The sequence below is a fragment of the Geobacter sulfurreducens PCA genome (assembly GCF_000007985.2).
GTDB classification, from domain to species: domain Bacteria; phylum Desulfobacterota; class Desulfuromonadia; order Geobacterales; family Geobacteraceae; genus Geobacter; species Geobacter sulfurreducens.
Map to the genome: position 1 here is coordinate 1,879,744 of NC_002939.5, position 13,435 is coordinate 1,893,178.

General features: G+C 58.9%; 12 protein-coding genes. 9 read left to right on the plus strand and 3 right to left on the minus strand.

Features of this window, described 5'->3' with window-relative positions:
* Nucleotides 1–688: 688 nt before the first annotated feature.
* From GS_RS08575 to GS_RS08585, 3 genes are read left to right on the plus strand one after another with little or no spacing between them, the layout of a single operon-like run.
* The gene (locus GS_RS08575) at nt 689–1,396 is read left to right on the plus strand and encodes a phosphoadenylyl-sulfate reductase (RefSeq protein ID WP_010942361.1); all 708 of its coding nucleotides are present in this window, start codon (nt 689–691) and stop codon (nt 1,394–1,396) included.
* Between the two features lie 34 nt (nt 1,397–1,430).
* Nucleotides 1,431–2,234: a sulfate adenylyltransferase subunit CysD gene (gene cysD / locus GS_RS08580; protein ID WP_010942362.1), complete on the plus strand. Its 804-nt coding sequence runs from the start codon at nt 1,431–1,433 to the stop codon at nt 2,232–2,234.
* A 27-nt stretch (nt 2,235–2,261) separates the two neighbouring features.
* Entirely contained in the window at nt 2,262–3,812 is a 1,551-nt protein-coding gene (locus GS_RS08585; protein WP_010942363.1) for a sulfate adenylyltransferase subunit 1, read from the plus strand.
* 53 nt (nt 3,813–3,865) lie between these two features.
* On the opposite strand, the gene GS_RS08590 is transcribed toward GS_RS08585, so the two are convergent.
* Entirely contained in the window at nt 3,866–4,240 is a 375-nt protein-coding gene (locus GS_RS08590) for a plasmid partition protein ParG (protein WP_010942364.1), read from the minus strand.
* Nucleotides 4,241–4,416: 176 nt separating this feature from the next.
* Between GS_RS08590 and queD the strand changes: the two genes are divergently transcribed.
* From queD to GS_RS08605, 3 genes are read left to right on the plus strand one after another with little or no spacing between them, the layout of a single operon-like run.
* Nucleotides 4,417–4,785, plus strand: coding sequence for a 6-carboxytetrahydropterin synthase QueD (queD, locus tag GS_RS08595; RefSeq protein WP_010942365.1), 369 nt, complete (start codon nt 4,417–4,419; stop codon nt 4,783–4,785).
* Complete coding sequence (locus GS_RS08600) at nt 4,778–5,530, plus strand: 7-carboxy-7-deazaguanine synthase QueE (protein ID WP_010942366.1); 753 nt, start codon at nt 4,778–4,780, stop codon at nt 5,528–5,530. Before queD ends, GS_RS08600 begins: the two co-directional genes overlap by 8 nt.
* Before the next feature lie 22 nt (nt 5,531–5,552).
* Complete coding sequence (locus GS_RS08605) at nt 5,553–6,272, plus strand: creatininase family protein (RefSeq protein WP_010942367.1); 720 nt, start codon at nt 5,553–5,555, stop codon at nt 6,270–6,272.
* A 52-nt stretch (nt 6,273–6,324) separates the two neighbouring features.
* Here GS_RS08605 and GS_RS08610 read toward each other — a convergent pair whose 3' ends face one another.
* Entirely contained in the window at nt 6,325–7,962 is a 1,638-nt protein-coding gene (locus GS_RS08610) for a mechanosensitive ion channel family protein (protein WP_010942368.1), read from the minus strand.
* Between the two features lie 313 nt (nt 7,963–8,275).
* On the opposite strand from GS_RS08610, the gene GS_RS08615 reads away from it, so the two are divergent.
* Nucleotides 8,276–9,532, plus strand: a complete 1,257-nt coding sequence (locus GS_RS08615) for a metallophosphoesterase family protein (RefSeq protein ID WP_010942369.1) — start codon at nt 8,276–8,278, stop codon at nt 9,530–9,532.
* Nucleotides 9,532–11,973, plus strand: coding sequence for an AAA family ATPase (locus GS_RS08620; RefSeq protein ID WP_010942370.1), 2,442 nt, complete (start codon nt 9,532–9,534; stop codon nt 11,971–11,973). Before GS_RS08615 ends, GS_RS08620 begins: the two co-directional genes overlap by 1 nt.
* 252 nt (nt 11,974–12,225) lie before the next feature.
* On the opposite strand, the gene GS_RS08625 is transcribed toward GS_RS08620, so the two are convergent.
* Nucleotides 12,226–12,843 carry a hypothetical protein gene (locus GS_RS08625; protein WP_010942371.1) on the minus strand — a complete coding sequence of 206 codons (618 nt, stop codon included), beginning with the start codon at nt 12,841–12,843 and terminating at the stop codon, nt 12,226–12,228.
* Nucleotides 12,844–13,039: 196 nt separating this feature from the next.
* Between GS_RS08625 and GS_RS08630 the strand changes: the two genes are divergently transcribed.
* Nucleotides 13,040–13,432 (plus strand): TraR/DksA family transcriptional regulator, encoded by a 393-nt coding sequence (locus tag GS_RS08630; RefSeq protein ID WP_010942372.1) that lies wholly within the window; start codon nt 13,040–13,042, stop codon nt 13,430–13,432.
* Nucleotides 13,433–13,435: the final 3 nt, after the last annotated feature.

Sequence of the window (13,435 nt, forward strand, 5' to 3'; positions counted from 1 at the left end):
GTGGTTCAGTTTCGGATTTGGGTTCGATTCCCTCGATTCCCGCCACCTCCACCAATTTAATGTCCGACCTTGGCCGGACAGGAGCGAAAGGCCACGAGAAATCGTGGCCTTTTCTTTTGTGCTTCATCCGGTTGCACAGGCGGTGTGCAGGCGGTTTCCACAGGCGCCAGCAGCTATCCACGAGTGATGTGGATAACCCCGGTGCATCTGTGGATAAGTCACAAAATTGTTACGTATCATTGGGTACTTTTACATCATGCATAACTAATAAGCACAGGTTGTAACCATCTGAATATACGTGTCAATAACTATTTTCAACGGTATACCGAATCTGGTGGAATCGGTCTATGTTTCATGGCCGAAGAGAAGTGGATAACTGAGACGAAATATCATGTAAATCCATGGAAGTACCAATAAGCCCCTCCTCAATGCCTGTCTGTATCCAACACTTCGCCCAATTTGTATAAATGTTCAGCAATTTCTTATTATTACATCTATTTTGCGCACTAAGCATGCATATTTTATCAAGCATTATGCGTCATTATTGTCAATATTTATTATTTTGATAGTTGACTTTATATGGAGAATTCATTATCACTTATATCAAGTTTGATTGTTGGCAATATTGAATTTGTACACTTAATTATACGTATTTAGCCACGCTCGAGATCAAGAAGGGGAATAGCCCATGGCCATAGAGAAGCATTCATCACTGCCCCAGATCCCTGAAAATGCCACTCCACTGGAGATACTCAGAATTGGTATCGAAGCGGCGGGCGGTGCCGTGAGCCTTGCCTGCTCCTTTTCAGTCGAAGACGTAATCATCATCGACCTGATCACGTCCCATGATCTTCCGGTGGGAATCTTCGCCATAGACACCGGGCGGCTTCCCGAGGAGACCCATGAGGTCGCCGAGGCTATCGTCTCCAGGTACGGAGTGGGCATTGACTGGTATTTCCCCCGCAACGACGAGGTGGAGCGGCTGCTGCGGGGGAAAGGGCCGTTTTCGTTCCGTGAAAGCCTTGTCAATCGCCACCAGTGTTGTCATATCCGCAAAGTGGAGCCGCTGGGGCGTGCCCTGGCGGGGCTGGCCGGCTGGGTGACGGGCGTGCGGCGGGCCCACGGTGTGACACGGGCTAATCTCGCTCCTCTTGAGATTGATGACACCAACGGCGGTATCGTGAAGATCAATCCCCTCCTGGACTGGACCGACTCCCAGGTATGGGCGTATGCGGAGGCACGGCGGCTACCGGTGAATCGCCTCCATCACCAGGGGTATCCGTCCATCGGCTGCGCCCCCTGCACCCGGGCCGTTACCCCAGGCCAGCCCCCCCGGTCGGGGCGCTGGTGGTGGGAAGATCCTGAGCACAAGGAATGCGGGCTGCACCGGCGCTGACGCTAACAAGACATCCAATCGGAGAGAATGAACCATGAACAGCCATCTTGACGAACTCGAAGCGCAATCCATCTACATCTTTCGCGAGGCATACCGGAAGTTCGAGAATCTCGCCATGCTCTATTCGGTGGGCAAAGACTCCACCACCATGATCCATTTGGCCCGCAAGGCCTTTTTCGGACGAATTCCCTTTCCGCTGGTGCACATCGACACCACCTACAAATATCCGGAAATGATCGAATATCGGGACCGCATGGCACGGGAGTGGGGCGCGGACCTGATCGTCGGGCGCAACGAATCGGCCATTGCCGCCGGCACGGGGCCCGAACAGGGGAGACTCGACTGCTGCGCCAAGCTCAAGACCGACGGCCTGAGTCAGACCATCGAGCGTCACGGTTTCAACGGCCTCTTTCTCGGCATCCGCCGGGACGAGGAGGGAAGCCGGGCCAAGGAACGGGTTTTTTCGCCCCGCGACAAGAACTTCGAGTGGTCCTACAAGGACCAGCCGCCCGAACTGTGGGACCAGTTCAACACGACCTTTGCGCCGGGCACCCACATCCGGGTCCACCCGATCCTGCACTGGACCGAACTGGACATCTGGCTCTACATCCAGCGGGAAGGGATCGAACTCTGCCCCCTGTACTTCGCCCGGGACGGCAAACGGTTCCGCTCCCTCGGCTGCATGCCCTGCACCGGCCCCATCCAGTCGAACGCCGTCACGGTGGAGGAGATCATCGAGGAGCTCCGCGCCATCAAGACACCGGAGCGGGCCGGCCGGGCCCAGGACCAGGAAAACACCTATGCCATGCAGAAGCTGCGGGCCAAGGGCTACATGTAAGCGGGTAACCGGGTAAGGAGATACGATATGAGCCAGTCTGAAACACTGAAGATAGTTATTGTGGGGCATGTTGACCACGGCAAGTCAACCCTGATCGGCCGCCTTTTCTACGACACCGGCAGCATTCCCGAAGCCCGCCGCCAGGAGATCGCCGCAACCTGCAAGGCCCAGGGGCGCCCGTTCGAGTTCGCTTACCTCATGGATGCGTTGGAAGAGGAACGGGTCCAGAACATCACCATCGATACGGCATCCAGTTTCTTTTCCACATCCCGCCGCCGGTACGTGATTATCGATGCACCCGGCCACAAGCAGTTCCTCAAGAATATGATCACCGGCGCAGCCAGCGCGGACGCGGCAATCCTGCTGGTGGACGGCACCGAGGGGGTCCGCGAGCAGACCAAGCGCCACGCCCATGTCCTATCGCTCCTCGGCATCCGCCAGGTGGTGGTGGCGGTCAATAAGCTGGACATGATCGACTATGACCGGCAACGGTTCCAGGAGGTGGAGAACGACATCCGGGCCTTCCTCCATTCGCTCCACATCGTGCCGGCCCACGTCATCCCCATCTCCGCAAGGGAAGGGGAGAACATGGCCGGCCGCCAGGGTCACACTCCCTGGTACGCGGGCCCCACGATCCTGGAGGCACTGGATGCCTTTGGCGACGTGCGGGGGGACGCAACGCTGCCCCTTCGTCTGCCGGTTCAGGATGTCTACACGTGGGATGGCCGCAGGATCTACGCGGGGCGGGTCGAGACCGGCGAGATACGGCAGGGAGATGAGGTGATCTTTCAGCCTTCGGGAAAGGTTACCCGGGTCAAGAGTGTGGAAAAGTGGCGCGAGCCGGGGCTGGAGCGGGCCGGGGCCGGTGAGTGCGTCGGCATCACCACCGAGGATGAGCTGTTCGTGGAACGGGGAGAGATCATAGCCCGCCTGCAGCAAGCGCCCATCCGCACCCGGGAATTCCGGGCCAGCATCTTCTGGCTCGCCGATACGCCGTTCAGGGCAGGAGCCACCTACACCATAAAGCTCGCGACAGCCGAGGTGCAGGCAGTGGCGGTAGACATCGAGGAACGACTCGATTCCTCGACCCTGGAGGTGATCGGCCGCCATGAGCCCGAGCTGCAGCCAACCGAGGTGGGAACCGTCCTGTTCAGCCTCAAGACACCGCTGGCAGTGGACCGGTACGGCGAGAACGTCCGAACGGGTCGCTTCGTTATTCAGGACAGCCTCCAGATCGGCGGGGGCGGAACTATTCAGACTGTGGAGGGTGACGCGGACCGCGCGGTCCGGCGCTTCAGCCTGGACGACTTCCAGGTCGGCGCAGACGGCGCGCGCGTGGTGGATCTCTCTCTTGAGCGAAACGGTGTTGAACTGGATGTGACGCCGGGCTTCCTTGATCACCTCTCCGCCGGCAACCGGCTGATCGTGAGGTTGAGGGACCCCGTTCAGATCGAGCCGGTGGCCCTTCTGGCCTATGAGCATAACCTCGGCTTCGTGTTCAGTCGCGATCGCGACCGGGTGAACGTGGTGCTGTACCGGGAACGTGACGGGGGTGCGGAGGCGCGTGCCGCCGCCTGAGAGGGCTGGGCGGTTTCCTTTGGCAGACCATGGCCAGCCGGAGGAAACCGCTGTTATTTAATATACTTCTCCACCAATTCTTCAAGTATCTCGCCAATGGTCGTCCGTTGACGGGCCGCGGCTATCTTGAGCTTCAGGTGGATGTCCTCTCTCATGTTGGCCGTAAGCCGCACGTCCCCTTCGGGCACGAGCCCCGACAGTCCTCTGCCTCCCCGGGGGCCAACCGCCTTCGCACTGCCCTTGGCCGGCGCTTTTTTCGTTTTTTCCTTGGCACGCCGCGCAGTCGTTACCGGCTCCGGCGCCGCCTTCTTCTTTGTCGACTTTCGCGCTTCCTTCACTGCCGGTTCGGCAGCGGGCGCTTCACTTTTTTCAGCAGGGGCAGGGACGTCGAACAGGGGCATCTGGCCTTCGAGAAGCTCCGCACTCATCCATGGTCTCCTTTGTGCACATGGTTTGTGAGCCGTACCGGCAAGCCGGAATCATACACGTTCATACTTACCTAAGTAAATATCTAAACAGTGCGGCGCGGCAGTCGCTTTTGCATTTTATGCATCCCCGTGGTACTATTCGCAGCGTTGACAACTTCAGAATCAAGGATTGCGCCATGTATAGACTGACGATTCACACCTCGTTCGCCGCGGCACACTGCCTCATCAATTATCAGGGAGACTGCGAGAATCTGCACGGCCACAACTGGCGCGTAGAAGTATCGGTCACGGCCCGCGAACTGGACAAGGCCGGACTGGGTATCGATTTCAAGGTGCTCAAGCAGGAAACCAACGGCCTGCTGCGGACCCTGGACCACAAGTACCTCAATGAACTGGAGCCGTTCAAAGAGATATCGCCGTCGTCCGAAAACATCTCCCGCTACCTCTACCACGAGCTGTCCCGCCGCCTCAATGACGGCAACGTGACAGTTGAGAGCATCACTGTCTGGGAATCGGACAACGCAGCGGCCACCTACTATGAGTAAACCCGGAGCCGAACTTGAGGAGGTTTTCTCCTCGGTCCAGGGGGAGGGGATGCTCATTGGCCTGCGCCAGGTATTCATCCGATTCCGGGGGTGCAACCTGACCTGCGACTACTGCGACACCCCGGCGGGTACGCCGGCCGAGCCGTGTCGCATCGAGCAGACCCCGGGCCGGCGCGACTTCGTTCCCGCGGACAACCCGGTCTCCCTCGATCGGGTGGCGGCGCTGGTGGAAGGGTGGCAGCGGGGCTGGCCCGGCGTGCACGATTCCATCAGCATCACCGGCGGCGAACCGCTCCTGAGGCACGATATTCTCATGCAGTGGCTGCCGGTCCTGAGAGAACATCTTCCCGTCTACCTGGAAACCAACGGCGTCATGCACGCGGCCCTGGGACTGGTGATCAACCATGTCGACATCATCGGCATGGACATCAAAATTCCGTCCACCTCGGGCTGCACCGACCTCTGGGACGACCACCGCCAATTCCTCGAAATAGCGAACACCCGCCGGGCGTTCATCAAAATCGTCGTGGGGGAGGAAACGGAAGACTGGGAAATCACCCGGGCCAGCGAGATCATAGCCGGCGTGAATCGGGACATTCCCCTGATCCTCCAGCCGGTCACCCGGGCCGGCGACACCCTCGGCATCAAGCCGGTCAAGGCGCTGGAGTTGCAGGAGCTGGCCTGCCGGTACCTGGCCGAGGTCCGGATCATCCCCCAGACCCACCGGTTCATGGGGCAGCTGTAAGTCTGCGCGGGAGGAGCGGCACATGATCATCGAAACCATGACCATGGTCGAATTCGAAGAAGGGCTCCGGGCCACCCGGACCGTGCTGGTCCCGTTCGGCTCGGTGGAGGAACACGGTTCGCACCTGCCGCTTTCCACGGACACCATCCAGGCCTATGAAGTGGGCAAAAAAGCTGCACGGCTCATCCCGCTGTTCGTGGCCCCGCCGGTTCACTATGGCTCGTGCCGTTCAACCTCATGCCATCCAGGCACCATTTCCATCACTACCGGCACCCTGAAATCCCTCATGAAGGACATCGTCCGGTCGCTCTACCAGCAGGGGCTGCGCAATGTCATCATCCTCACCGGCCATGCCGGCGGTTCTCATCGGATGGCCCTCCAGGATGCGGGTGAGGAACTCCTGCCCGAACTGCCGGAGCTGAACATCGCCGTTGTCACCGAATACGAGCTGGCGTACCACGAGGGGAAAAGCATCATCGAAACCGAGGGCGACTCCCATGCCGGCGAGATCGAAACCTCGCGCATCATGCACTCCCACCCGGACCTCGTGAAGGGCTGTGCCGAGCGGGAATTTCCCAGCTTTCCGCCGGGCCTGCTGGTGCGCAACAAGCGGAAATACTGGCCCGGCGGCGTGTGGGGCGATCCTTCCAAAGCCAGCGTGGAAAAAGGCCGCCTGATCGAAGATTTGGTGGTTGCCAAAATCGTCCAGCTCGCCCGCACCCTGGAAGCGTTCAAGGAATAGCTTTTCCAGCCGCAGCCCTGGCACCCTCCCATCAAATCGGGCATCCCGCCCGTCAGTCATCCGTCTTGCTCACCCGGAACGATGGCGGCACGTAGCCGGCCGGCCGGAACTGCTCCGGAACCGTAACCGTGTTGCCGTCGCGCAGCTGGGAGTAGTGGGGCGACATGATCTCGACCCCGGCCTCATTGAACGCATCCTGAATATTCTGGTGAAGCTGCGAATACAGGTTTGCCATCCGGTTCGGCTTGTCCGTGTAAGCGTTCAGTTCATAGGTCACGTAGAAATCGTTGAGCGCTGTCTGGAGAATGAACGGTTCGGGCAGCTCAAGCACGTGCTCGGTACGGCGGGCGGCACTGATCAACAGCTCGTGGACCTGCCGCCAAGGCGTGTCATACCCGATGGTGACGCTGGTATTGAGGATCAGCCCGTATTCCTGGGCCGAAGAACTGTAGTTGACCACGTGGCTGGAAAGCAGCAACGAGTTGGGTATGGTCACGTCCACGTTCTTGATCGTTCTCAGCCTCGTAATGAGCAGGTTTTTCTCAACAACGTCTCCCACCGTCTCCCCCACCTTGATCCGATCCCCAATGCGGTACGCACGCATGTAGGTAATGATGATTCCCGCCACTACGTTGGCTACCGCCGACGTCGACCCCAGTGAAAAGAGGACCCCGAGAAAGATGGAGATCCCCTTGAACGCGGGCGATTCCGAGCCGGGAAGATAGGGGAACGCCACGGTAACCGCGAATGCAATCACCAGAAAACGGCAGATCTTGTAGGTCGGTTCCGCCCATTCTGGGAAAAATCCGGGAATGGTTATGGTGCCCTTGCCGATTTCACCGATCACGACCTTCAACAATCGGCTGATAAAGTAGGCAATCACAACAATGACCGCGATGAAGAACAGGTTGGGCAGATAATCGGCCACGGCCTTTACCGTGATTGCCAACGGATTGGTCAGGTAATGCAGGAGCAGGGGGGCAAAACGCCTGGTCCAAGGGAAAAAGCTCAGCACCGACAGGAGATAGACGCACACGAGCAGGAAAACAGCCAGGATCCTGATCCACCGGACCGCGCTGAGGATGACCTGAGTTATCCGACCGGCCGAGACAATTTCGAAAGACTGGATTTTCAGATCCCGGATCCTGGTACCGCTCCATGACTCGATGGTGTTTCGCACCACGGGGTACGACCGCTTGATGATCAGGAGCAGCAGAGCCAGCAGGATCGTGACAGCAATGGTTAAGCCGGCTCCCTTGATCAGGCTGTGGACCGAATAGTCGTTGTGATAGTCCTCCAACGCCTTGCGAATAACGTCACTATACGATTGCACCAGTTCGTGCCTTGTCTTCCCTTCGGCACGGGCATCGTCATCGGTTACGGTCAGGATCAGCGTGTCACCCGCGATGATATCGGTAACCGTCTCGGCCTCAACGGCATGAACATCTGCCGGAGACACCAGAGGCGAACGCGCAAGGCGCACCAACCGCTCGGAGATGAGAGCGGCCCGCTCCCGGGGCATCAGCGAAAGGGCGCGATGCCGCACGTAAAAGAGAGGCTTGCCGCCCAAGGTAACTGCCGCCGGAGCCTGGGCCAGGGAATTCTCGCTCACCACCGGCATGTCTGCCGAACACAGCGGGGTCGCCAGCAAGCCAGCCAGCAGGGCGACTATCACGATCACGAAGCGCATTGTTCCTCCCGGACGGGGTAGAGGTTGTAACCAGGGCATCTGTTAATTGTATTGAGCAATTTCAGGTGCCGGTACGAGTCGGAGTTCAGGACCTGAAGCTGGAGTGAATCATTTTAAGCTTACCATAAGCTGCGAGAGCTATCCGTACCGCCTCCTGCCTGATTCGTGTCCTAAGCTGGAGCGGCAGTCGATCAACGAAGCCTGGTTCAATGCTCAAGGGAGCGGCTTCAGAGCCGGGTAGACTCAACCCGACTTTGCCCTTGAACAATGCCGTCGGTTAACTGTATGTTGACGCTAAAAGGACACAAGCAGCATGACGAGATACCGTTTTTTCCACACCGCCGACATCCACCTCGGCAAAACCTACCGCACATCCACCGGTGAGGCTGAACGCTACGAAGACTTCTTCCGCATGCTCGGCAGCATTGTGTCCGACGCCATTGCGGCAAGGGTCGATTTCGTTCTGATTGCTGGCGACCTCTTCCACACCGGGCAGATTCTCCCCCGTACCTTCGCCCGGACCATCGAGACACTTCAGCCGCTCAAGAACGCCGGCATCCCCTGCATTGCCGTGGAAGGGAACCACGACTGGATACACCGCCGCGACAGCATCTCGTGGATGGAAGCGCTGTCGCAGATGGGTTATATCCACCTGCTGCGCCCCAGCCGTACTGAGACCGGCGGCTACCGCTTCAGTCCCTTTGATTACGAACAGGGCATGGGCGGCCACATCGAGGTCAACGGAGTCAACATCTACGGCCTCGGCTACATCGGCACCCAGGCGGGCGCCCACGTAGCGCGCATCTGCGAGGCTATCACCACCACGAATAACATCCTCCTCTTCCATGTGGGTGTCTGGACCTACTCACCGGTTGAGATCGGCAACATGAAGCCGGAGGAGGCGCTCCCCCTGGCCGATGTCTTCGACTACGTGGCCTTGGGCCACGGCCACAAGCCCTACATCATCGCCACCCCGGAAGGCCGCGCTTACGCCTTCAATCCCGGCTCCCCCGAATGCGTCAACTTTGGCGAGGAAAAGTACGACAAGGGGTATTACCTCGTTACTGTCAATGACGGAGTCTATACCCATGAGTTTCGGCCGACCAATCCCCGCCCCATGCTGGTGACCACCATTGACCTGGATGGCGCCGGAGATGCGGAAACGGCTCTGACGCGGTTCCGCAACGTGGTTGCCGCAAAGATCGCATCGTTCAGCGATGACCGTCAGCCGCTCCTGGAGATCAAGCTCACCGGCCGGGTCGGCTTCCACCCCTTTGAGCTGGGGCGGGAACGGCTTCGCCTGGCCCTTGAGGAGATCTGCAACCCTCTCCATGTGGAGATCAAGAACCACCTCTCCCTGGTCACTGCCGGGGGGGGCGCAGAATCCGAAAAGAAGAGCCTCGCCGAGATCGAGCGGGAGGTGCTCAGGGAGTTGATATCCGCCAAGAGCGAGTACAAGGGGCGGGAGGATGAACTGGTGCGGCTCTCCCTGGCGATCCGCGACCAGGTGCTCAAGGGGGAGACGGACGGCGAAGAGTTGCTGGGACTTCTGATGCGGGAGCCTGCCTGATGCGGATACTCTCCATCCATCTGAAGAACATAAAATCCCACCGCGACACGGAGCTGACCTTCTCCGCCGGTATCAATGTCCTTTCCGGCCCCAACGGCGTCGGCAAGAGCACGGTGTTCGAGGCGATCGGCTACGCTCTGTTCGGGGTGGACGCCCGGGACTTCGTCTCCAACGTGGACCGGTTTCTCTCCATCGGCACCAAGAAGGGAGAGATCGCCGTCGCCTTCTGCACGGATGCCGGAGAAACCTGGCGGGTGACCCGAACCGTCGGCACCCCGGCCAAGTGGCTCCTGGCCAGGGAGCAGGGTGGGGCCTTCGAGGTGGAGGAGCACGCCCGAATCGAAGAAACCGAGGCCCGCATCGCCGAACTCCTCGGTCTCGACAACGGCCGTCCCCTGGCGGAGCAGTTCAAACTGGTGATCGGCCCCTTCCAGAACGAATTCCTCGGCCCATTCGTCATCAAGCAGCCCACCAAACGCCAGGAGGCCTTCGACGAGATCCTCGGCATCGATGCCTGGCGCAAGACCTACAAGAGCACCAGCTCGCTCCTCTCCGCTGTGCAGGAAAAAATCAAGATTATCGCCGTGGAGATTGAGGCGAAAGAAGCCCAGGTTGCGGTCCTGCCCGAGCGTGAGGATGAACTGGCAAAGATAAAAACCGATGCCGAGGCGCTCCGGAAAGTCCTTTCATCACAAGCGGATGCCCTGCGGGACGTGGAGAAGCAGCTGGTCGAGCTCGATGACCAGGAAAAGGGAATAGCCGCGCTCCAGGCCGAGATCCAGATCCTCGTTAACCGCATCACTGATGGCGAAGGCAAGATCAAGGATCAGGGGCAAAGGGTAGGGGAGGCGGAGAAGGCCGGCGGGGTTCTGGAGCAGACGCGGGCGGGCAAGGAGGCTTTCGAACGGGCCGAATCGCGGCTGGCGGAGTTGGTGAGTAAAGACAAACAGCGTCGAGAGGTCGAGAAGGACGTTACCCGCCTTGAAAATGAGACCCAGCGCCTGACGCAGGCAGTCGAGCATGAACAGAAGGAGATTGAAGGGGAGGGGCGCCGCCTCAGAGAGGAAGAGGACGCCCTTGCCAAAGCCCGGAACGAACTAGAGCCGGACCGGAAGGTGGTGGACACGGCTGGCCGGCTGCCAGGACTTCGCGACGAGATCAATCGCGTTCGCTCGGAAAAGGGACTCCTGGAAGGGCGCCGCATCGGACTTCTGGAGGGGCAGGAGAAGCTTGGCGAAGGGACATGCCCCTTTTTCAAGGAGCCCTGCCGGAACGTGGCCGGAACCACGCCGAAAGACGTGTTCACCACGAGGATTGCCGAGCTTGACCGGAAGATGCAGGCACTCACCGAGGCCTTGGGCAAACTATCCGTAGAGGTGGCTGACGCCGAGGCGGCCGAGAAACAGCTTGCCGCCCTGACAGTCCGGAGCCAGGAACTGCACAAACAGACGATGGGCTTGGTTGAACGCCGCGCCAGAAATGAAAAACGCGTCGCTACGTTGCAGACATTGTCAACGCAACAGATCGAAGCGGCCACCCGGGCTAAAGCGCGCAGGGACGATCTTCAGGTCTTTGCCGGCCTTGACCATGAGATTGAACGTGCAACCGCAGAGCGGGGCCGGTTCCAGGCCGACCGCGATGCCTACCATGCCCACGAAAAGGATGCCCTGGATCTGGATAACCGGCGCCAGACCCTGGAGAAGATGCTCCGGCTCCTGGATGAGTTGCAGAAGCAACTCATCGGGAAGAAAGAGGAACTTATCCGGCTTCAGGAAACCTATAAACCGGGCCAGCACAAGGAAGCCCGTGACCAGAAAGACCGGCTGGTAGCGCAAGTCGCCTCGCTAGGCCAGCAGATCGAAAATCTGGAGAAGGACCGGAAGCGCCTTGAGGATGAAATCGGCAAACTGAAGCTGCTTAAAGACGAGATTGGGCGGAAGCAGGCCGAGAGGAACTCCTTCGAACAGAAGGAGAAACTCGTCAAATTCCTCCGCAACCAGGTCTTCAAGAACGTCTCAGCCCAACTCTCGGAGCGGTTCCGGGAGGAAATCAGCCTCCGCGCCGACCGGATCTACCGCACCATTGCCGAGGCCGATGAGGAACTGGTCTGGTCCGAGAACTACCAGATCGTGCTGCGAGACATGACGGACGGCGTTGTTCGCGAACGGAGCGACGACCAGCTCTCCGGCGGCCAGACCATGAGCGCCGTAGTGGCCCTGCGGCTGGCACTGCTTCAGACCATCGGCGCCCGGATCGCATTTTTTGACGAACCGACATCCAACCTTGATGCCTCGCGGCGGGAAAACCTGGCCACCGCATTCCGCGCCATCGATGTAGGCCGGGAAGAGGTCACCGAACACTGGTACGACCAACTGTTCCTCATCAGCCATGATGTAGCCTTCACCGAGATTACGGATCAGATGATTCAACTGGGCGAGTGATCTCGGTGATCACGCGAACACAACCACATACCAGTGTAACGGCATATGGCTACTGAACCCGGCTCCGATCAATGCCTTTAGTCCGGCGCCGGCAAAAGGGCGAAAGCCAGGCCTTCTGAACTTCTATCCTTCACTGACACCATGAACTTTACATAATATATCTTATGGGACGTTAAATATATGGAGGTGACTCCATGAAAAGCACCAGAGCTCCACCCCCGTTGGCCATCCCCTCTGTCGGTGGCAGACGTCCTAGACATTGGCTGGATCGGCTTCGGCAATCAGCTTTCTCAGCTTAGTTATGGATGCACGCTCCATTGGTTTACCGGTGATACTGCTTTTGGGTACGCGGTAAATGTCGTCAGGTGCATAAACGGTACATTCGATTATTACTTCATCTTCTTCCAGGTAGATATGTGAATATTCGATAAACTCTCCTCCTTGTCGAATTGTTACGACATCTGATTCGTATGGAATGTTCCTGCTACGCAGATACTCCTCCACCTCTTCGCTTGACCCGGCAAACAGATGGAGGTCGATGTCGCTTGCAGCGGTTACTGCCCCGGTGAGCACCGACCCGACCAGATATGGACGGAACGGCGCCAGCATTTCCATACAGCGCAGGGCCGCGCAGCGCATCTTGTGCAACCGCTCCGGGTGTGCTTTCTCTTCATGGATTGCGATGAGTCGCTGGAGCTCCCTATGGATCTCAGCATTGCTGGGCAGATGCGAACCGAGCGAGAGACTTTTTTCCAGCCCGAAGCGTCTCGCCGCCTTTCGTTTGGCGTCTCGGTATTCGCTCACCCCCTCGACATACATGAGGCGCGCCGCTTCCTGCGCAATGAGCTGTCGAATCCTGTCTCCTCTCATATAATTTTACAGTATATCAAGGCATTGGCAGAGTTACATGCGGTCACGCCACGATTCGGTTTACCAAACCCGGAGTCGATGTGGGATGGTGGTATACTCTAGTGTAGCCACGCATTCATAATGTTTCCCCCCCATTTGCCGCCCTCCCCTTATTCAGCCAGAACAGGGTGGGGCGGTGCGATTGCCGGAGGTTATCATGGTGCGGTTGTCACGAGAGCGCCATGAGCGTCTTGAAAAGCTGCTCATGGCTGAGAAGACCAGGCTGTGGACCGAAGTCAGGAGGGAGCTGTTCGAAACTCTCGGGCAGGAGTTGCGCAGTCAGTACGATCTGCCGCAGGATGTCGGGGAGCGGAGCCTTATCGACGTCCTGGCCGATACGGGATTGGTCGTGGCCGATATCCGGCGCCAGGAGTTGACCCGAATGGAAGATGCCATGGGTAGACTGGCGGAGGGTGTCTACGGAGTTTGCGAGGAGTGTGGTGCTGAGATCGGGGAGGAGCGGCTGCGGGTGGTTCCGTACGCGACGCATTGCGTCAGTTGTCAGGCCCGGCAGGAAGGTCCGCCTCATGGGTCGGGCGTGACCCTCTGACGA

Coding starts and splice junctions, on each gene's coding strand:
- GS_RS08605 (WP_010942367.1), top strand. CDS start 5,553: ATGATCATCGAAACCATGACCATGGTCGAATTCGAAGAAGGGCTCCGG.
- GS_RS08630 (WP_010942372.1), top strand. CDS start 13,040: ATGGTGCGGTTGTCACGAGAGCGCCATGAGCGTCTTGAAAAGCTGCTC.
- GS_RS08625 (WP_010942371.1), bottom strand. CDS start 12,843: ATGAGAGGAGACAGGATTCGACAGCTCATTGCGCAGGAAGCGGCGCGC.
- GS_RS08610 (WP_010942368.1), bottom strand. CDS start 7,962: ATGCGCTTCGTGATCGTGATAGTCGCCCTGCTGGCTGGCTTGCTGGCG.
- GS_RS08615 (WP_010942369.1), top strand. CDS start 8,276: ATGACGAGATACCGTTTTTTCCACACCGCCGACATCCACCTCGGCAAA.
- GS_RS08620 (WP_010942370.1), top strand. CDS start 9,532: ATGCGGATACTCTCCATCCATCTGAAGAACATAAAATCCCACCGCGAC.
- GS_RS08600 (WP_010942366.1), top strand. CDS start 4,778: ATGAGTAAACCCGGAGCCGAACTTGAGGAGGTTTTCTCCTCGGTCCAG.
- queD (WP_010942365.1), top strand. CDS start 4,417: ATGTATAGACTGACGATTCACACCTCGTTCGCCGCGGCACACTGCCTC.
- cysD (WP_010942362.1), top strand. CDS start 1,431: ATGAACAGCCATCTTGACGAACTCGAAGCGCAATCCATCTACATCTTT.
- GS_RS08585 (WP_010942363.1), top strand. CDS start 2,262: ATGAGCCAGTCTGAAACACTGAAGATAGTTATTGTGGGGCATGTTGAC.
- GS_RS08590 (WP_010942364.1), bottom strand. CDS start 4,240: ATGAGTGCGGAGCTTCTCGAAGGCCAGATGCCCCTGTTCGACGTCCCT.
- GS_RS08575 (WP_010942361.1), top strand. CDS start 689: ATGGCCATAGAGAAGCATTCATCACTGCCCCAGATCCCTGAAAATGCC.